Annotated in this window: 15 protein-coding genes and 1 pseudogene; 4 read left to right on the forward strand and 12 right to left on the reverse strand. The window is 67.7% G+C overall.

The window, feature by feature from the left end; genetic code table 11:
• Window positions 1–3: 3 nt before the first annotated feature.
• The 7 genes from DUGA2_RS26405 to DUGA2_RS26435 are packed head-to-tail and all read right to left on the reverse strand — an operon-like array spanning window position 4 to window position 6,417.
• Window positions 4–546, reverse strand: a complete 543-nt coding sequence (locus DUGA2_RS26405) for an antibiotic biosynthesis monooxygenase (protein ID WP_083296485.1) — start codon at window positions 544–546, stop codon at window positions 4–6.
• Window positions 543–2,000, reverse strand: a complete 1,458-nt coding sequence (locus tag DUGA2_RS26410; protein WP_070272378.1) for an aldehyde dehydrogenase family protein — start codon at window positions 1,998–2,000, stop codon at window positions 543–545. Before DUGA2_RS26410 ends, DUGA2_RS26405 begins: the two co-directional genes overlap by 4 nt.
• Window positions 2,001–2,017: 17 nt before the next feature.
• Complete coding sequence (locus tag DUGA2_RS26415; protein WP_070272379.1) at window positions 2,018–3,541, reverse strand: GMC family oxidoreductase; 1,524 nt, start codon at window positions 3,539–3,541, stop codon at window positions 2,018–2,020.
• Window positions 3,542–3,562: 21 nt separating this feature from the next.
• Window positions 3,563–4,162, reverse strand: coding sequence for an NAD(P)H:quinone oxidoreductase (gene wrbA / locus DUGA2_RS26420; RefSeq protein ID WP_070272380.1), 600 nt, complete (start codon window positions 4,160–4,162; stop codon window positions 3,563–3,565).
• An 18-nt stretch (window positions 4,163–4,180) separates the two neighbouring features.
• Window positions 4,181–4,936, reverse strand: coding sequence for an alpha/beta fold hydrolase (locus tag DUGA2_RS26425; RefSeq protein WP_070272381.1), 756 nt, complete (start codon window positions 4,934–4,936; stop codon window positions 4,181–4,183).
• Window positions 4,937–4,977: 41 nt separating this feature from the next.
• Entirely contained in the window at window positions 4,978–5,925 is a 948-nt protein-coding gene (locus DUGA2_RS26430) for a catalase family peroxidase (RefSeq protein ID WP_070272382.1), read from the reverse strand.
• Between the two features lie 9 nt (window positions 5,926–5,934).
• Window positions 5,935–6,417, reverse strand: a complete 483-nt coding sequence (locus DUGA2_RS26435) for a nuclear transport factor 2 family protein (protein WP_070272383.1) — start codon at window positions 6,415–6,417, stop codon at window positions 5,935–5,937.
• Window positions 6,418–6,598: 181 nt separating this feature from the next.
• Between DUGA2_RS26435 and DUGA2_RS26440 the strand changes: the two genes are divergently transcribed.
• Window positions 6,599–7,555 carry a LysR substrate-binding domain-containing protein gene (locus DUGA2_RS26440; protein WP_070272384.1) on the forward strand — a complete coding sequence of 319 codons (957 nt, stop codon included), beginning with the start codon at window positions 6,599–6,601 and terminating at the stop codon, window positions 7,553–7,555.
• 10 nt (window positions 7,556–7,565) lie between these two features.
• On the opposite strand, the gene DUGA2_RS26445 is transcribed toward DUGA2_RS26440, so the two are convergent.
• A complete protein-coding gene (locus tag DUGA2_RS26445) occupies window positions 7,566–8,585 on the reverse strand; it encodes an alpha/beta hydrolase (protein WP_070272385.1) in 1,020 nt (339 codons plus the stop codon).
• A gap of 47 nt (window positions 8,586–8,632) precedes the next feature.
• Complete coding sequence (locus DUGA2_RS26450) at window positions 8,633–9,526, reverse strand: NmrA family NAD(P)-binding protein (protein WP_070272386.1); 894 nt, start codon at window positions 9,524–9,526, stop codon at window positions 8,633–8,635.
• Between the two features lie 62 nt (window positions 9,527–9,588).
• Here DUGA2_RS26450 and DUGA2_RS26455 point away from each other — a divergent pair, with 62 nt between their 5' ends.
• Window positions 9,589–10,527: a LysR family transcriptional regulator gene (locus tag DUGA2_RS26455; protein ID WP_229214778.1), complete on the forward strand. Its 939-nt coding sequence runs from the start codon at window positions 9,589–9,591 to the stop codon at window positions 10,525–10,527.
• A gap of 14 nt (window positions 10,528–10,541) precedes the next feature.
• Here DUGA2_RS26455 and DUGA2_RS26460 read toward each other — a convergent pair whose 3' ends face one another.
• Window positions 10,542–11,198: a pyridoxamine 5'-phosphate oxidase family protein gene (locus DUGA2_RS26460; protein WP_070272412.1), complete on the reverse strand. Its 657-nt coding sequence runs from the start codon at window positions 11,196–11,198 to the stop codon at window positions 10,542–10,544.
• Window positions 11,199–11,465: 267 nt separating this feature from the next.
• Here DUGA2_RS26460 and DUGA2_RS26465 point away from each other — a divergent pair, with 267 nt between their 5' ends.
• Complete coding sequence (locus DUGA2_RS26465) at window positions 11,466–11,918, forward strand: hypothetical protein (protein ID WP_070272387.1); 453 nt, start codon at window positions 11,466–11,468, stop codon at window positions 11,916–11,918.
• 9 nt (window positions 11,919–11,927) lie between these two features.
• Here DUGA2_RS26465 and DUGA2_RS26470 read toward each other — a convergent pair whose 3' ends face one another.
• Window positions 11,928–12,980 (reverse strand): DUF5694 domain-containing protein, encoded by a 1,053-nt coding sequence (locus DUGA2_RS26470; RefSeq protein ID WP_070272388.1) that lies wholly within the window; start codon window positions 12,978–12,980, stop codon window positions 11,928–11,930.
• Between the two features lie 178 nt (window positions 12,981–13,158).
• On the opposite strand from DUGA2_RS26470, the pseudogene DUGA2_RS35040 reads away from it, so the two are divergent.
• A pseudogene (locus tag DUGA2_RS35040) lies at window positions 13,159–14,656 on the forward strand (PLP-dependent aminotransferase family protein).
• A gap of 12 nt (window positions 14,657–14,668) precedes the next feature.
• On the opposite strand, the gene DUGA2_RS26480 reads toward DUGA2_RS35040, so the two are convergent.
• Entirely contained in the window at window positions 14,669–17,104 is a 2,436-nt protein-coding gene (locus DUGA2_RS26480; RefSeq protein ID WP_070272389.1) for a TonB-dependent siderophore receptor, read from the reverse strand.
• Window positions 17,105–17,115: the final 11 nt, after the last annotated feature.

Raw genomic sequence — 17,115 nt, forward strand, 5'->3', positions numbered from 1 at the left:
TGTCTAGCGCGTGAGCCAGCCGGAGACCGCCTTGACGTAGCGCGGCATGATCACATACACCATCAGCCACACGGTCAGCGCGGACGCGGACAGCTGCACCAGGGCCGATGGCAGCCCCCAGCTGCCGGTCAGCATGCGCAAGACGGCCGGAACCATTTGGGTCAGTGGGTAGATGGCCGATAGCGTCAAGAGAAACTGTTTATACGGTTTTGCCTGCGGGCCGGTGTAGGCCGGCGAGAACCACAAGCCCATGCCCGCCCGCACGCGCTCCTCGCGCAGCAGCAGCGGCCGAAGCTCCTCCACCAGCTGGCGGCGCCGTTCCGAACCCACCCAGTCCTGCAACTGCGCGTGGGTGTCGAAATGCACCAGCAAAGTGTAGGTCGTATCGCGGCCCTTCGGCCGCATCACCGCAACGCCCTGGAAGCCCGCGTAACGCTGGCACTCCAAAGTGACGTTGGCGACCCAGGCCTCGTACTGCGTCCTGGCCGCCGGCGCCACCGCGTGCTGCACCAGCAGCGCGGCCTGGTCTGCCGCGCCCTGGCTCATAGGTTGGTGAAGGCGATGTGCTTGGACTCCAGGAAGTCGTCGATCGACGTCATGCCGTTCAGCCGCCCCTGGCCCGACTGCTTGTAGCCGCCTTCCTCGAACTCATCGAACACCTGCGCCCAGTCGTTGATCCAGATCGTGCCGGCCTTGATCTTGCGGGCCAAGCGCAACGAGCGTTTGGTGTCGCGCGTCCAGATGGCTGCGGCCAGGCCGTACTCGCTGTCGTTGGCCAGTGCAAGGGCCTCCTGTTCGCTGTCGAATACCTGCAGCGTCATCACCGGGCCGAAGGTCTCTTCCTGCACGATAGGCAGCTTGGCGTCGCTCACTTCCAGCAATGTAGGGCGGTAGAAGGCGCCTGCGGCCAGCGGACCTTCGCTGACCGGACCACCGCGCAGCAGCACCTTGGCGCCGGATGCGATGGCACGGTTCACCACCGCATCCACGCGCGCCACGTTGGCCTTGTCGATCAGCGGACCCATGTCGCTGTCCGCGTCGGCGGCAGGGCCGACCCGCACCGCCTCCAGCCGCGCCGCGAGACGCTCGCGCACCTGTTGCGCGATGTCGCGGTGCACCAGCAGGCGGGAGCCGGTCATGCAGAACTGGCCGGCGAACACGGTCAGCGATTTCTCGATCACCGGCAGCGCAGCGTCCAGGTCGGCGTCGTCGAACAGCAGGTGCGGCGTCTTGCCGCCCAGCTCCAGGCCGAAGCGCTTGAGCTGCTGCGCGCCCACGGCGGATATGGCCTGGCCGGTGCGGGTGGAACCGGTGAAGCTGATGACCGGCACGTCGGACGACGCCACCATCAGCTTGGCGCCTTCTGCGCCGGACTCGGTGAACATATTGATTACGCCACGCGGCAGCGATGGCGCTTCCGACATGATGCGCGCCACGAGTGCGTTGACTTGCGCGGTCTGGCTCGGCATTTTGATGACGACCGTGGTGCCGGCTGCCAGTGCAGGCGCCAGCGAGCGGACCATCAGGATCACCGGCGAATTCCAAGGCACCATGATGCCGGCCACGCCGACCGGCTCGCGCAGCAGCACGGAGACCGCGTTGCGGCGCGGCGAACCGCTGCGGCCCAATTCGGTACGCGCCAGCGCGCCCGCGAAGCGCAGCTTGGATGGAACCATGTCGACTTCAAAACCGGCTTCCGGCTTGATCTTGCCGTTCTCCGTTGCCAGCAACTCGATCAGCGTGTCGCGGTGGCGTTCGAAGGATGCCGCCAGTTCTTCCAGCACGCGGGCGCGCAGGATAGCGTCCTCCGCCCAGTCGCCCTGTTCGAAAGCCTGGCGGGCCGCGGCGATGGCCAGCGCCGCCTCGTGCGCGCCGCCGTCGGCGTAGCTGCCGATCACGCCGCCGGTGGCGGGGTTGTACGACTCGCGGATGTCGTCGGAGCTTAGCCATTCGCCGTTGATCCAGTGGCGGGCCAGCGTGTTGTGTTCGGGTTTGTTCATGATCGTTCTCGGTAAGGTCAGAAGAAACGCGCGGCCGCGTGTTCGGCGATCGCGATGGTGGTGATGTTGGTGGCGACCGACACGGTGTCCGGGAAGATCGAGGCGTCCACCACGCGCAGGCCCGTCAGGCCGCGCACGCGGCATTCGAGGTCCAGCACCGCGTGCGGATCGCCGTCGCGGCCCATCGGCACGGTGGATGTCGGATGGTGGTAGGTGTCCAGCGTGTCGAGCATGGAGCGCTCGATGGCGCTGTCGTCCTGGGCGTCCGCGCCCGGCGCCAGCTCGCTGTGCACCAGCGCGGACAGAGGAGCGGTCTGGCCCAGCTTGCGCGCCAGCTTCACGCCTTCCAGCAGGCGAGCGCGGTCGCCCGCGTCGGCCAGGAAGTTCAGGTCGATGGACGGTGCGGCCAGCGGATCGCGTGTGGTGATGCGGAACTTGCCCACCGATTGCGGCAGCGTCAGCGCCACCGCCAGTACGAAGCCGACCTTGGTCGGGCTGAATTCATGCGGGAACAGGTGGGTGGCGGTGATGTGCAGATCCAGTTCGCCAGGCTTGGCCAGGCTGCTGCGGGTCCACAGCTTGGCGCCGATGGCGGGCGACTGTGCGCCGATGGCTTCCGGCTTGGCGGCGTAGGCGTTGTAGTAGAACGGATGGTCCTTCAGGCGCTGGCCCACCGGCAGGTCGGCCACCGACGGAATGTCCAGAGCCTCCAGCTCTTTCGCGGGACCGACGCCGGAGCGCAGCAGGATGGCCGCGCTGCCGTAGGTGCCGGCGCTGAGCACCACTTGCTTCGCCTTGATCACCTGGCCGTCGGCCAGGCGCACGCCGACCGCTTGCGTGCCTTCGAACAGTACGCGGTCGACCGTCACGCCGCCCTGCACGCGCAGATTGGCGCGGGCGCGCACGCTGTTGCCAAGGTAGGCCATGCCGGTGTTGACGCGCACGCCGTTGACGACGTTCATGCGGTACGGACCAACGCCGTGCGGGTCCGCGCCGTCGAAATCGGAGACGGCCGCGTACCCGGCGGCGAGGGCCGCGTCGGTGAAGGCTTGCTGCATCGGCGTGGTGTCCGCACGCGTCAGCTGGCGCACCGGCAGCGGGCCGCCCTGGCCGTGCAGGTCGGTGGCGCCGCCGTCGCTGTCTTCCAGCCGTTTGAAGGATGGCAGCAGTTCGTCGTAGGACCAGCCGGGCAGGTTCCAGTTCTGGAAGTCGCTGGCGCGTGCGCGAATGGCGACTGCGCCGTTGATGCCGGAGCTGCCGCCCAGTACCTTGCCGCGCAGGGCGCCGACCGGATGGCCGATGTAGCCTGGCTCGGTCTTGTAGCCCCATTCGTGATCCTGGTCGCCGCCGAGCCGGTCGCTGCTGCTGATGACTGCGGGGTAGTCCCAGGCCGCGTGGGCGGGGCCGGCTTCCAGCAGCAGCACGCTGCGGTCTGCGCGCTCGCTCAGGCGCGAGGCCAGCACGGCGCCGGCCGAGCCGCCGCCGACCACCAGGATGTCGACGATGTCGTTCAAAATTTTCAGGGAAGAGAGGGAAGTCATGGCTGTGGTGGTGGTCTGTGGTTAGCCGAACAGTTTGGCGGCGGTCTGGGCGACGACTTCGCCCTGGTGGCGGGCGCCGGCCAGGTCGATGGCGGTGGGTTGGCGCGAGCCGTCGTTGCCGGCGATGGTGCCGGCGCCGTATGGCGAGCCACCGACGATTTCCGCCGACGTGGACTGGCCCGCATGCGTGTACGGCATGCCGACGATGACCATGCCGAAGTGCAGCAGGTTGGTGATGACGGAGAACAGCGTCTGCTCATGGCCGCCGTGCTGGGTGCCGGTGGAGGTGAAGGCCGCGCCGACCTTGCCGGTGAAGGCGCCGCGCGCCCACATGCCGCCGGTCTGGTCGAGGAAGGCCGCCATCTGCGAGGCCATGCGGCCGTAGCGGGTCGGCGTGCCGATGATGATGGCGTCGTAGTGTTCCAGCTCGGCGGCGGTGGCCACCGGTGCGATCTGGTCCAGTTTGAAGTGGCCGCGCTGCGCCACTTCCACCGGCACCGTTTCCGGCACGCGCTTGACATCGACCGTGGCGCCGGCCGCGCTGGCGCCTTCGGCGATGGCGTGCGCCATCTGTTCGAGATGCCCGTAGGACGAGTAGTAAAGGACTAAAACCTTGGCCATGAAAATTCCTGTGTGACGTTATTGGGAGATGCCGGCCGCTTGCAGGATCACCTGCGCCACTTCGGCCGGATGCGAGCGGTGTGGGACGTGGCTCGATTGCAGGCTGGTGGTCTTGGCCTTGATGCGGCTGGCCAGCACGCGTTGCAGCTCGGGCGGGATCATGCGGTCCTGCTCACTGACGATGTAGTAGGACGGCTTGGTGGTCCAGGCGGCGGTGCTGATGCGGTCTTCGAAAGCCCTGGCCTGGATCGCGCCCTGGGTGGCGGCCATCACTTTGGTCACGTCGGCCGGCAGGTCTTGCGCGAAGGCGGTGCTCATGCCCTTGGCGGACAGCGACAGGTAGTCTTGCGCGTCCTTGACGAATTCGCGCTGGCCTGGCGATGGCGGGTAGTCCTTGCCCAACTCGCCGGTGGTCTGGCCGCTGGCCGGCGCGAATGCGGCGACGTACACCAGCGCCGCTACTTTGGCGTGAGTGCCGGCTTCGGTGATGACGCTGCCGCCCCACGAGTGGCCAACCAGGATCACTTTGCCCGGCGCGGCGTCGATGGAGCGGCGGGTTGCGGCGGCGTCGCCGGCCAGCGAATCGAGGCTGTTCTGTACCGCCTGTACGTGCAGGCCTTTGGCTTGCAGCAGCGGGATGACTTGCGCCCAGTCGGAGCCGTCGGCGAAGGCGCCGTGCACCAGTACGACCGAGGTAGGTGCAGCGGAGGTCTGGGCTTGCGCGCCCAGTGCGGAAGTGGCCAGTACGGCCGTGGCGATTGCTTTGCGTAGCATGTTTGTTCTCCTGATGCGATGGTGGTTGTTGTGGGTAGTGCTTAACGTCTGCGGCTTGCGGCCAGGCGGTAGACCGCGCTGCGCACCGGGACCATGGGGTCGTCGGACAGCATCAGTCCGTCGATCAATCGGCCCGGGTCCAGCGCCAGATCGCGCGCGGCCTGGACCTGGTCGTCGGCCAGCGCCGTGATCCGCAGTTCGCCGAGGTCGATCTCGGCGCGGGCTTCCGGCCCGCTGTGCGGCCAGGCGATGGAGCCGTCGGCGCTGTCGTCGCCGGGGCCGGCCAGCTGGAACTTCAGCCGCATGGAGACCGGCCCCTGCGCCAGCCGCGCCGCCAGTTCGTCGGCCAGATAGCCGTCGGCCAGCGCCGGCAATTCGTGGTCCGGCACGAAGGCGTGGGCCAGCGTTGGATCGATGCGGTAGCGGCCCATGCTCAGCGCGCCGTCGGCGGCGGCCAGCAGGAAGGCGTTGACGCCGAAATAGGGCAGCGATGCGTAGCTGCACGGCGCAGGCTTCGGCGTTTCCAGGTAATGGCGCGCACTGTCGTGGGCCGCGAGGAAGCGCTCCAGCGGCGCGGCATCGGGCGCGGATTCGGAGAGCGAGGCCGCGATGGCTTGCAGGAATTCGAGGAACTGCTGCGGCGTCCCCACCGGGAAGCCGTCGAAGGAGTGGGCCACGATGTCCGTCTCCGCGCCGTCCTCCAGATGGAAGCGGATGCCGAGGCCGCGCGGGCTGGCCATGGGGGCGCCGTCCGGCGTCTGCGGCACGCCGCTGAAATTACTGAACCTCAACGTGAGCGGCACCGCCTGTCCCTGGAAGCGCGCCGCGCGGCTCAAGCGCCCGGCGGCGGCCGTGGCGGTGAAGGAGCCGCTCGCCACGATGCCCTTCGCATGCGTGGCGCGCTGGCCGGGATGGCGGCCGAAGGTGGCCTGCAGCGCCGCCAGCAGGCCTTCCAGCAAGGCGTCGCCGCTTGCGTGTGGGTCGCTCATGGCGCTGCCTCAGGATGCCTTGAAGGTCTGGTCCTGGCGGTCCACCCAGGGCTGGAACTTCTCGGCCGGCCAGTTCGGATCGACGTGGGAGATGCGGTCCACGCACTTCCAGATACCGCCGCGTTTTTCGAACTTGTCGAAGTAGGTGCCGGTCGACAGGAAGCCTTCGCCGCCTTCGCGCCAGGTGACGACCCAGTTCCATTCGACGGTGGCGGCGTCGCCCGCGCCCTGGATCACGAAGGTGCCCAGCGAGTGGCGCATGCGCTGCATCGGGAACACGCTGTGGGCGTAGTCGTAGAGCTGCTTCATGCCGGCCGGGCCGTCGAACACGTTCTGGCGGATGTCGTTCACGGTGAAGCGCGCTTCCGGCCAGTACAGCGACGCGTACAGTTCGGCGGAGGCGCGGCTGGCGTCGTTGTCGATGTAGCGCTGGTGCAGATGGAGCTGTTCGAAGATTTCGAAGCGGTCGATGGTCGACAGTGGGGCGGTCATGGTGAAGCTCCTTGCGGTGGGTGGTAGGGAAAAGCGAGCTCATTCTAGATTTGTATAGACAAGTCCCGGTAGTCCGTGGAAACTGTCAGCACCTTCCCGTGCATGGGACAGTGGCGCCCCTGCCTGCGTGCTATAGTCCCGCCCGTTTTTTGATAACTGTTTCTGACAACTCCGCCCGCCTATGCTTGACCTCAACGACCTGCAGTATTTTGTGATGGTGATCGACCACGGCGGGTTCAACCCCACCGCGCGGGCGCTGGGCATCCCCAAATCCAGCCTCAGCCGGCGCATCGCCTTGCTGGAAGAGCGGCTCGGCGTGCGCCTGATCGTGCGCAACACGCGCAGCTTCAAGGCGACCGAGGTGGGCCAGAACTACTACACGCATTGCCGCGCCATGTTGTCCGCCGCCGCAGCAGCCGAGGAGTCGGTGGCGATGAGCAGCAACGAGCCGGCCGGCCTGCTGCGCCTGACCTGTCCGATCGCCTTGCTGGCGGAGTGCGTCGGCCTGATGATCACGCAGTTCATGCTGCAGTACCCGCGCGTGGAGGTGCAGCTGGAGGCCAGCAACCGCAGCGTGGACGTGGTGGCGGAAGGCGTGGACATCGCGTTGCGGGTGCGCGTGCCGCCATTCGAGGATTCGGACCTGATTTCGCGCGAGCTGTCGCAGCGCGTGCAGCGGCTGGTGGCCAGTCCGGACCTGTTGCAGCGGCTGGGGATGCCGTCGTCGCCGGAGGATCTGGAGCGCTTTCCCAGCGCGCACCACGGCAAGGTGCAGCGCGACTACAGCTGGACGCTGCATCACCACGGCGGCGCCAGCAGCACGGTGCGGCACCGCCCGCGCCTGGCGGTCAACGATATGGGCATGCTGCGCCTGGCCGCGCTGCGCGGGGTCGGCATCGTGCAGCTGCCGAGCGCGCAGGTGCACGACGACCTGGCGCTGCGGCAGCTGATCGAGGTCTTGCCCGGCTGGGCGCCGAAGACCGAAGTGATCTACGCGGTGATGCCGACCCGGCGCGGCATGCTGCCGGCCACGCGGCTGCTGGTGGACTTCCTGGCCGCGCGGTTCGCGCTGCTTGACGACCCGTTCCGCGGCCCGGCCGGCGGCGCGGCCTGCCAGATCGGCCCGGACCAGGTGTAGCGGCCCGGCGTCACAGCAGTGCTTGCGCCCAGCGGGCGATGCGCTCGGCGACCGCCGGATCGCTGGTGGTGTCGAGCGCCATCGATTGCATCGGCGGCATGTCGGGCGGCGTGACCTTGTAGAAGTGGTTCAGTTCGGGGAAGCGTGCCAGTTCGGTCGGCAGCTTGTTCCGTCCTTCGTGGAGACGGGCCGCGTGCGCCGGCGGCACCGATCCATCGCGTCCGCCTTGAACGATCAGCACCGGTTGGCGCACGCGCGCCAGTTCGGCCACGGGGGCGTGAAGGTCGGTGCTGCGCAGGTAGGCCAGGCTGAAGGCGGGCATGGTTGCCAGCATCGCCGTTTGCGGATCGGCTTGCGCGCCCGCAGGCAAAGGCTCGCCGGCGCGGATGGCGGCGATGGCGCGGTCGAGCATCGTCAGATCGGGGCTGGCGCCCGGCGGCGCCATGGCGGCCACCTGCTCGCGCAGCAGGCTGAGTATGGGCAGGGCCGGGCCGGACAGCATGACCACGCCGTCGATGGCCGTCGCATCGGGGCCGCTGGCCAGCAGCGAGGCGACCAGCGCGCCTTCGCTGTGTCCGGCCACGATCAGGGGACGGGCCGGCGCGGCCTTGCGCAGCAATGCCAGGCCGGCGGACGCCACTTCGGCGCGGGTCGCAAAGACGGCGTGGCGGGCACCGGCTTGGGCGTCCACCGTGCGCGAGCCGGTGCCCGGGCCGATCTTCGCCATCCGCAGCACGGCGAAGCCGCGCTCGCCCAGCTGCGCCGCCAGATCGGCGTACAGGTGGGGCTTGATGTTCATGGTCGGGTAGTTGCCGTCGACGTCGCTGAAGAGTGAGCCCGGCAGCAAAAGCACCGCGCCCTGCGCCGGCCCGGACGGGAAGGTGAGGCGGCAGGCGATCTCCACGCCGGCGACGGTGACGGTGTCATCCTGTTCGCGCAGCGGAGCGGCGCCGGCGGCCGGCGCGATGATCGACAGGCTGAGTGCGCCGGCCGCCGCAGCGGCCTTGGCTATCTGTTGAAGCTTACGCATGATGTCCCTTTCCTTGGTGATGAGTGCACCAAGTTTCGGGTATCACGTTACGTCAGAGTCAAGCGTTGAAAGACTTGTTCGAGTGTCGTCGTGCCTGTCCATTCGACCGCGCTGGGATCGCTCTTGATGTCGATATGCGAGTCATTGAGGCTGCGCGTCATTTCGGTGAAGCCAGCAAGGGCGGCTTTTGAAAAATGGGCATCCGCCAGCGCGTTGGGCCATTCTGTCTCCGGTAGCACCGCCACGTCGACAGGCTTCCGAAGCGCGGCGGAGATGGCGGCGGCGACATCGTTCGGGGCGTAATCTCTCGGCCCCGAGAGCGTGACGATGCGGGGCCCCGTTCTCTCTTCCTGCAGCAAGGCGGCTGCGGCACTGCCGACATCGGCCGTCGCCACCATCGGGATCGCACGCCGCGCCGGCGCCAGGAAGGACGGCAGCGTGCCGCTGCGCATCGCATGTCCGACCATCGGCAACCAGTTCTCCATGAAGTAGGCGGCGCGCAGGAAGGTAGCGGGGATACCGGTTGCGCCCAGGCGCTGTTCGAAGATGCGGTTCATTCCTATCCATCCTGTTGCGCTTTCGCGGTCGGCGCCCACCGAGGACAGCGCCACCAGCCTGGGCGCCCCGGCCGCCACCGCAGCGCGTGCCGTGGTATCGGCGATCAACGCTGCGATCCCGAACAGGTCTTCGCGGTGGTACTGCTGCGGGCTGACGACATAGGCGCCCCGCACCCGGCTGAGCGCCTTGGTCATCGAAGCCAGGTCGGTCAGGTCGGCCACGGCGACCTCTGCGCCGCGTTCGGCCCACGGCCGGCCTTGGGCCGGATCGCGCACCACGACGCGCACGGCTAGTCCTGCGCGCAGCAGCGCATCGGCGGTGGCGGCGCCGGTGCGGCCGGTGACACCGAATACTGCGTAAGGAAGGGAAGCGGAAGTAGTCATGCAAAAATCTCCTATTCAGATGAACCTGAATGGTGGATGATTACTCGACATACATAAATGGCATGAAAGTCATAGTCAACATGCACCAAGTGGATTTATCTACAGTCGATCTCAATCTGTTGAAGCTGTTCGAGGCGCTCGTTCGGGAGCGTAGCGTCACCCAGGCGGGCCTGCGGCTGGGCTTGAGCCAGCCGGCCGCCAGTCGCGCATTGGGGCGGTTGCGCACGATGCTGGGCGATCGCCTGGTGGTGCGCGGCAAGCTTGGTCTGGAGCTGACGCCGCGCGGCGAGGCGCTGGCGGGGCCGGTGGCCAAGCTGCTGGACGATGCGCGAGGCATCGTTTCGCCGGCCGTCTTCGATCCCGCCTCGGCAACGGGGCGCGTCACGATCGCCGCGCACGACCACCTGAGCCTGACGGTCCTGGCCGGGCTGATGGCCCGCTTCGAGCGCCATGCGCCTGCGCTCAGCCTCCATATCGCGCAACCCGCCGGGGACAACGTGCGGCTGATCGAGCAGGGCGGCGCGGATCTGGCGTTGGGAATTTTCGAGGCGCTGCCCGGCAGTTTGCATCGGCGCGGTCTTTATACCGACAGCCTGGTGTGCGTGCTGAGGTCCGGCCATCCCGTTGTGGCGGACGGACTCAGTCTGGAGCGTTATGTGAGCTTGCGCCACATTGCCGTGACCATTTCCGGTGTGGGGGAGAGTGCGGTTGACGTTGCGCTGTCGGCGCTGGGACACACCCGCCACGTCGCGTTGCGGGTGCCCCATTTTCTTGCCGGTGCGATGCTGGTGGCGGACAGCGATATGATACTTACGCTGCCCGGCCGTCTGGCGCGCTTGCTGGCGCAAAGGCTGCCGCTCGCGCTGCTGGATGTGCCGCTACAGCTTGCGCCGTTGTCGCCAGCCATGATCTGGCACGAACGCGTCCACCGCGACCCTGCCCATGTCTGGGTCAGGCAGCAGCTGGTGGACGCTGTCGCGGGGTTCAATACGGCCGGGTAGCTGCTAGCCTCCCGCTACCACTTCTGCCAGCCCACCACATAAGCTGGCGCTGGCTGGGTGCATTGCGGGTCGACCACCGGCTTCATCTGCACGCGCTCGAACGGCAGCACGCCCGTCCACACCGGCCAGCTCATGTCTTCCTCGTCGTCCTCCGGCGGGCCGGAGCGCACCTTGCACGCCGCTTCGTCGAGCGCGATGCGCATCACGGTGGTGGCCGCGAACTCCTTGTCCGAGCCCGGACGGATCTCGGCCTGGCGGCCCGGCACCAGCTTCTCCATGAAGACCGCCATCGTGCTGCGCCGCTCGGCTTCGTCCGCCACCACTTCGAAGCGTCCGTAGATCATCGCCGAACGGTAGTTCATCGAATGATTGAACGCGGAACGCGCCATCACCAGGCCGTCGAGGTGCGTGATGGTCACGCAGGTCTCGCTCTCCGTCAAACGCTTGAGCATGCGGCTGCCGTTGGAGCCGTGGATGTACAAGTGATTACCCTCGCGCCAGCAGGCGGTCGGGATGCAGTGCGCGCCCTTCTCGTCGGCGAAGGCGATGTGGCACAGGTAGGCGTCGTCGATGATCGCGTGCAGCGTCGCGGTGTCGTAGTGCGCGTTGGTCGGAATGCGGCGGACGCGGGTGCGTTCGCTCGGTGCGGCGTGGGTTGCTGGTTCGGTCATGATCTCCATCCAAAAAGGTTGAGGCCGAAATATACGGCTTGCATGGCTCCTGCGACAGGTCCAGAAATATCCATTTTTATAGGGCCAGCGAGCCGCCGATGTGATTATCTGTGCATTTCTGCCGCAGGCAACCCTGTAGACTGGGCGCGCCGCATGTTCGCGGCGACTCGATCACCAACGCCGTGGAAGCCATATGAATCTCAATGCCAGGATACTCGTCGCCGCATTCGCCAGCATGCTGTTCCATGTTGCGCCGGCCGGGGCGCAATGTTCGAGAAGCCCGAGGCCAACCAGGCCAATCGCGATTACCTGATCGATCTGCTCAAGGATCGCGGTGTGAGCCACCTGGTGCTGGTGACGAAGCAGCGCGACAATGCCTACTTCAAACTGACCAACGGCTCGACCGGCACCGGCCAGCTGGAGGGACTCGGGTTCTACATCGACGACACCACGCTGTTGCGCGGCACCGAATCGTCGATCTCATCGCGCGGCATGCTGGGGCCCTTTGCCTACGTCAAGGCGCGGCTGCTGGACGCCCGCACGCTGGCGCCGGTGGGCGAGGTCAAATCGAACCAGTCGTCGATCGTGGTCCGCCCGTCGAGCGAGGCCAGCGGCATGGAGATCTGGGACACCATGGACAGCGCCGAGAAAGTCGACTTGATCAACTCTCTGCTGCGCGACGCGGTCAAGGCCGCGATGGCGCCGTTGCTGGCCAAGTAGCCGGCGTCGCTATTTCAGCACCGCCGCCGTATCCACGATGTCCACCCCCTGCAGCTGGCCGAGCCAGGCGTCGAACCACGGCTTGTGGGTGGCGCCGACGATCGTCAGGACGCGGGCGCCCGGACGTTCGCGGAAGGTTTCGCGGATGTTGGCGACCATGCGCAGGTTGCGGACTTCCCAGCCGCCGACCCAGATCTGCGGGTAGTTTTCGGGCGATTTGGCGCGCATGGCCGGGCCGACGTTGCCTTCGGCGCGCACGCGCAGGTTCTGGCTGTCGTTGATGACGCGGTACAGCGGCAGCAGGTCGGCCTCGCGCGACAGCGCATCCTCGCGTTTCTCGTTTGCTTTCAGCGTGGCCCCGCCTGCGGCCCATGCGGCTTCGATCGAGCGGACGAAGGCCTTGACGTCCTGCACGTCGAGATTGTCGCCGGTGTGGTTGTCCACCGCATGGACGCGCGGCAGGCCGAGGCGCGCGGCCAGGCGGCCGGCCAGTTGATAGTCTTCGCCGTTGCGGCGTCCGGCTTTTTCGAGCGTCTCCACCAGCGCTGCGCTCAAGCTGTCGCCTGCGTGGCGTTCGGCCTCGGGCAGCTGCAGCCACTGCACGTAGGCCGAGGCGGTGTCGTTCGACGCCATGAACAGCGCGGCCAGGCGCCGCCGCTGCGCCGGCGTCGGTTGCGCGGGCCAGGCCTTGAGCGTCCTGGTGGCTTCGGCGATGGCCGCCGGCATGTCCATGCCCGTGGCGGCCTTCGCGGCCTCGGTCGAGGGGCAGTAGCCGGCGCCGTACTTGACGGGATGGCGCGCCGCCATATCGCATTCTTCGCCGGACTCCTTTTCAATCGTGATGATGTCCGGCTTGAACGCCGCCAGCCGATTGAGCACGCCGTCCAGCGCGGCCGGGTTGAAATCGGCCGGCATCTCGCGCAGGTGGACGGTGCCCAGCACCAGCACTTGCGCGCGCGGTCCGGCCATGTCGCGGTCCAGTCCCGTCAACATCCCTTGCGCCTGCGCGGCGAAAGGCAGCGTGGCGATCAGTCCCAAGATCCAGTGTGTCCCTTTGCGCATGTCTTCCCTCCAAAATTAAATGATGCAAAGAAGTCTACAAAAGTCCGGGCGGCGAGCCGGGAGGCTTCCGACGGAATGCCGATTCGGGGGGACAGGGCGTCGAAAACCGGGATGGCCATATAATGCGGGGCTGGCTCCGGAAACAGGTCCGGAACAACAGCTTTTCATGGAACCAGGAATGGATATCGCCCTGCTGATCGACGGCTATGCCGACCAGAACCGCCATCGCGGCTGGCCGCGCCAGCGCCTGCTGCACGAATGCCTGCGCGCGGCGATCCGCAGCGGCACGCTGGCGGCGGGCACGCGGCTGGCCGCCTCGCGCACGCTGGCCGAGGAGCTGGGCCTGGCCCGCAACACCGTGCTGTACGCCTACGAGCAGCTGGCCAGCGAAGGCTATGTCACCACCGACCGCCGCGGCACCGTGGTGGCCGCCGTGGCGCCGGACCGCCAGCCGGCGCCACGGCGGCACGCGGCCACGCCGCAGGCCGGCCTGTCGCAGCGCGCGCTGGCGCTGCGGCCGCAACCCGGGCCGGCCGAGATGATGGGCGCCTTCGTGCCCGGCGTGCCGGCGCTCGACCATTTTCCGCTGACGCTGTGGCGCCGCATGCTGGAACGGGCCTGGCGCGCGATGACGGTGGAGCAGCTCAACTACGGCGACCCGGCCGGCGAGCCGCTGCTGCGCGAAGCCATCGCCGACCACCTGCGCGCCGCGCGCGGCGTGGTGTGCGACGCCGCCCAGGTGTTCATCACCGACGGCACCCAGAGCAGCCTGGACCTGTGCGTGCGCGCGCTGGCCGACGTCGGCGACACCATCTGGATCGAGACCAGCCCTGCTGACGGCGGCGCGCTGGCGGCGGCGCGCGCCGGCCACGCCATGAACGCTGCGGCCGGCATCGACATCGACGACGACGGCATGGCGCCAGCGCCGACGACTGGCTGCTGCGCCCGCCGCGCCTGGTCTACACCACGCCGTCGCACCAGTATCCGGTGGGCGGCGTGCTCAGCCTGCCGCCGCCGGCTGGCGCTGATCGCCGCCGCGCGCGAGGCCGGCGCGCTGGTCATCGAGGACGACTACGACAGCGAATTCCGCCACGACGGCGCGCCGTTGCCGGGCCATGCAGGGCCTGGCGCCGGACGCGCCGGTGGTCTACCTGGGCACCTTCAGCAAGACCATGTTCCCGTCGCTGCGGATCGGCTTCGTGGTGGTGCCGCCGTGGCTGGCCGAGTCCTTCGCGCAGATGCGCGCGCAATCGTCGGCGCGCGGGCGCGTGGCCGAGCAGCTGGCGCTGGCGGAGTTCCTGCGCAGCGGCCAGTTCGCGCTGCACCTGCGCCGCATGCGGCGGCTGTACCGGCAGCGGCGCGACGCGCTGGTGGCGGCGCTGGATAGGCATCTGGGGTCGGTGGCGACGGTGCACGGCGGCTCGGCCGGCATGCACCTGGCGCTGCGCTTCACGCTGCCGGAACTGGACGACCACGCGATCAGCGCGCAGGCGCTGGAGCACGGCATCGTCGCCGAGCCGCTGAGCGGCAAGGATACCCAGGGCGTGTCGGGCTGGAAGGGGCTGATGCTCGGCTACGCACAAGTGCCGGCCGAGCGGATGGAGGGACTGGTCAAACAGTTGGCGGCGGTGGTGCACCTGGCGGCCTTCGCCGCCAACCGTTCAAGACGACATTGAGGCTACGTCAAATTAAAACGCGGTGTCGGCGCGCACGTACATCGAGCGGCCGTTGACGCCGATCGGGCAGGTTTCCCAGCAGCGGGTGAAGCCCAGTTTCGGGAAGTTGCCGCCATTGGTCCACTCCGACGGCAGCTGGTTGAACATATTGTTCACGCCGATGCTGAAGAAGGTGCGCTTGGTGTAGGCATAGCGTACCGAGGCGTCGACCAGCCACTTGGCGTCCCACTTCTGCAGCGGGCTGAAGTTTTCCGCTTCGACTTCGCCGTAGTAGTTGGCGCGGGTGTTGACGTTCCACTGGCCGGCGGTGTAGTCGGCGGCGATCACGTGGTGCTTGCGCGGCTGGCCGTGTTCGATCAGCGTCACCTGCGACTTGTCGAACAGCTGCTCGCCGGTCAGCACCGAGGAGGTCGAGTGGCGCTTGGTGACTTCGGTTTTATTGAAGCCCAGCTGGCCCGACAGCACCAAGGTCGACGCCGCGAACTTCGACGTATGCTCGGCCACGATGTCCAGGCCGCGCGTGCGGGTGTCGACCGCGTTGGTGAAGAACTGCGCCTGGCCCACGGCAAACGGCTTGAGGATGTTGGCGATCGGGCCGCCGCCGGCCTCCGGCGCGATCTCGCTGGAGAACACGATGCGGTCCTTGATCTTGATCTCGTACAGGTCGGCGGTCAGCGACATATTCTTCGCCGGACGCAGCACCATGCCGACGCTGCCGCTGGTCGAGGTTTCCTCTTTCAGCGGCGCGATGCCGAAGGCCTTGGTGACGGCGCTGCCCTGGCGCGCGGTCAGGGTTTCGGTCAGCACGCCGTTGTTCAGGTTGGTCGAGACCGAGCTGTAGAACTCTTGCTGCACGCTCGGCGCGCGGAAGCCGGTCGACAGGCTGCCGCGGAAGCCGATCTGCTTGGTCGGATCGAAACGGGCGCTCAGCTTGCCGGTGACGGTGCTGCCGAAGTCCGAGTATTTTTCATAGCGCACGGCGCCGGCCAGCGTCAGGGTGTCGACCGGCTTGGTTTCGGCGTCGAGGAACAGCGCGATGTTGTGGCGGCCCGAATCGACGGCGGTGGCCGGCGTGTAGCCCGGGAAGCCCTGGATGCCGGCGGCGGCGGTGGCGCCGCTCGGCGTGGTGATGGCGATCGCCGGGTTGTTGGTGCGGCCGTACTGGTAGGAGACCGGGTCGCCGGCGACGATCTGGTAGTGGTCGGCGCGGTATTCGAAGCCGGTGGCCAGGAACACGCTGCTGTCGCCGAACTTGACCGGGCCCTTGACGTCGGCGTTGAAGGTCAGCTGGTTGAACTTGAGCGTGCCGGTGTTGGCGTCGCGCGGCGATTCGCCGTAGATGCTGCCGTCGGCCTTTTTCTCGTACCAGTAGCTGACGTTGACGCTGTCCGCTTCATGGAAGCCCAGCTCGCTGGCGCCGTAGTTGATGCTGACGTCGGCCTTCCAGTCGTTCGGCAGGTCGCGGCGGTAGCCGAAGGCGAACGAGGCGTCCTTGATGTCGGTGTGGATGGAGGGCAGGTAGCCGTTCGGCGCCAGCGACGGGATGGTGCGGTCGTCGCCGGCCGAGCGGAAGAAGCCGTACGAGTCGCTCTTGCGCTTGGAGATGCCGCCGAAGGCGTAGAACTCGCTGGCCTTGTCGATCGGCAGCGCGGCGTTCCACCACAGGTAGCCGTCCTTGGTGTTGCTGTCGCCGATGTGCTGGGTCACGCGCGGCGGACCCGGCTGGGTGCGCAGCGAATCCGGGCCGGCGCGGTTGGTCTCGCCGCGCTTGCGCGCTTCGGCGGTCAGGTTGATGAAGCCGCCGTCCTGGCCCAGCGCGAAGCCGGTGTTGGCGGTGCCGGAGTACAGGTCGCCGTCGCCTTCGGAGGTGGTGCCGTAGCTGCCGCTCAACTGGGTCTCGTTGACCTGCGATTTCAGCACGATGTTGATCACGCCGGCGATCGCGTCCGAGCCGTACTGGGCGGCGGCGCCGTCGCGCAGCACTTCGATGTGGTGGATGGCGCCCAGCGGGATGGCGTTGATGTCGGTGCCGGCCGAGCCGCGGCCGATGGTTTGCTGCACGTTGACCAGCGCCTGCTGGTGGCGGCGCTTGCCGTTGACCAGCACCAGGACCTGGTCGGGTCCCAGCGAGCGCAGCGTGGCGGGGCGGATCGAGTCGGTGCCGTCGCTGATGAAGGTGCTGGAGAAGTTGAACGACGGGTCCAGCGTCTGCAGCAGCTTGCCCAGTTCCAGCGGGCCGGCGGTCTGCATGTCTTTCAGGCTGATCAGGCCGACCGGGGACGAGGTGTCGAGCGCGGTCTTGGCCACCGAGCGCGAGCCCAGCACGACCACGGTCTGTTCGGGGGCCGGCGCGTCTGCGGCGGCGGTCTGGGCGCTGGCCTGGCCGGCGGCCAGCAGCAGAATGGCGCTGGCTACCAGCGTGCGTTTGAAGTGAGGTGCTCTTGTCATGTATCTCTCTC

The sequence above is a fragment of the Duganella sp. HH101 genome, from assembly GCF_001758795.1.
In the GTDB taxonomy this organism is placed as follows: domain Bacteria; phylum Pseudomonadota; class Gammaproteobacteria; order Burkholderiales; family Burkholderiaceae_D; genus Rugamonas; species Rugamonas rivuli.

What these genes read in the sequence shown, in the direction of transcription:
- wrbA (WP_070272380.1), bottom strand. Translation starts at nt 4,162, where the DNA reads ATGGCCAAGGTTTTAGTCCTTTACTACTCGTCCTACGGGCATCTCGAA.
- DUGA2_RS26405 (WP_083296485.1), bottom strand. Translation starts at nt 546, where the DNA reads ATGAGCCAGGGCGCGGCAGACCAGGCCGCGCTGCTGGTGCAGCACGCG.
- DUGA2_RS26465 (WP_070272387.1), top strand. Translation starts at nt 11,466, where the DNA reads ATGTTCGAGAAGCCCGAGGCCAACCAGGCCAATCGCGATTACCTGATC.
- DUGA2_RS26470 (WP_070272388.1), bottom strand. Translation starts at nt 12,980, where the DNA reads ATGCGCAAAGGGACACACTGGATCTTGGGACTGATCGCCACGCTGCCT.
- DUGA2_RS26450 (WP_070272386.1), bottom strand. Translation starts at nt 9,526, where the DNA reads ATGACTACTTCCGCTTCCCTTCCTTACGCAGTATTCGGTGTCACCGGC.
- DUGA2_RS26430 (WP_070272382.1), bottom strand. Translation starts at nt 5,925, where the DNA reads ATGAGCGACCCACACGCAAGCGGCGACGCCTTGCTGGAAGGCCTGCTG.
- DUGA2_RS26480 (WP_070272389.1), bottom strand. Translation starts at nt 17,104, where the DNA reads ATGACAAGAGCACCTCACTTCAAACGCACGCTGGTAGCCAGCGCCATT.
- DUGA2_RS26425 (WP_070272381.1), bottom strand. Translation starts at nt 4,936, where the DNA reads ATGCTACGCAAAGCAATCGCCACGGCCGTACTGGCCACTTCCGCACTG.
- DUGA2_RS26415 (WP_070272379.1), bottom strand. Translation starts at nt 3,541, where the DNA reads ATGACTTCCCTCTCTTCCCTGAAAATTTTGAACGACATCGTCGACATC.
- DUGA2_RS26440 (WP_070272384.1), top strand. Translation starts at nt 6,599, where the DNA reads ATGCTTGACCTCAACGACCTGCAGTATTTTGTGATGGTGATCGACCAC.
- DUGA2_RS26460 (WP_070272412.1), bottom strand. Translation starts at nt 11,198, where the DNA reads ATGACCGAACCAGCAACCCACGCCGCACCGAGCGAACGCACCCGCGTC.
- DUGA2_RS26410 (WP_070272378.1), bottom strand. Translation starts at nt 2,000, where the DNA reads ATGAACAAACCCGAACACAACACGCTGGCCCGCCACTGGATCAACGGC.
- DUGA2_RS26455 (WP_229214778.1), top strand. Translation starts at nt 9,589, where the DNA reads ATGAAAGTCATAGTCAACATGCACCAAGTGGATTTATCTACAGTCGAT.
- DUGA2_RS26445 (WP_070272385.1), bottom strand. Translation starts at nt 8,585, where the DNA reads ATGCGTAAGCTTCAACAGATAGCCAAGGCCGCTGCGGCGGCCGGCGCA.
- DUGA2_RS26435 (WP_070272383.1), bottom strand. Translation starts at nt 6,417, where the DNA reads ATGACCGCCCCACTGTCGACCATCGACCGCTTCGAAATCTTCGAACAG.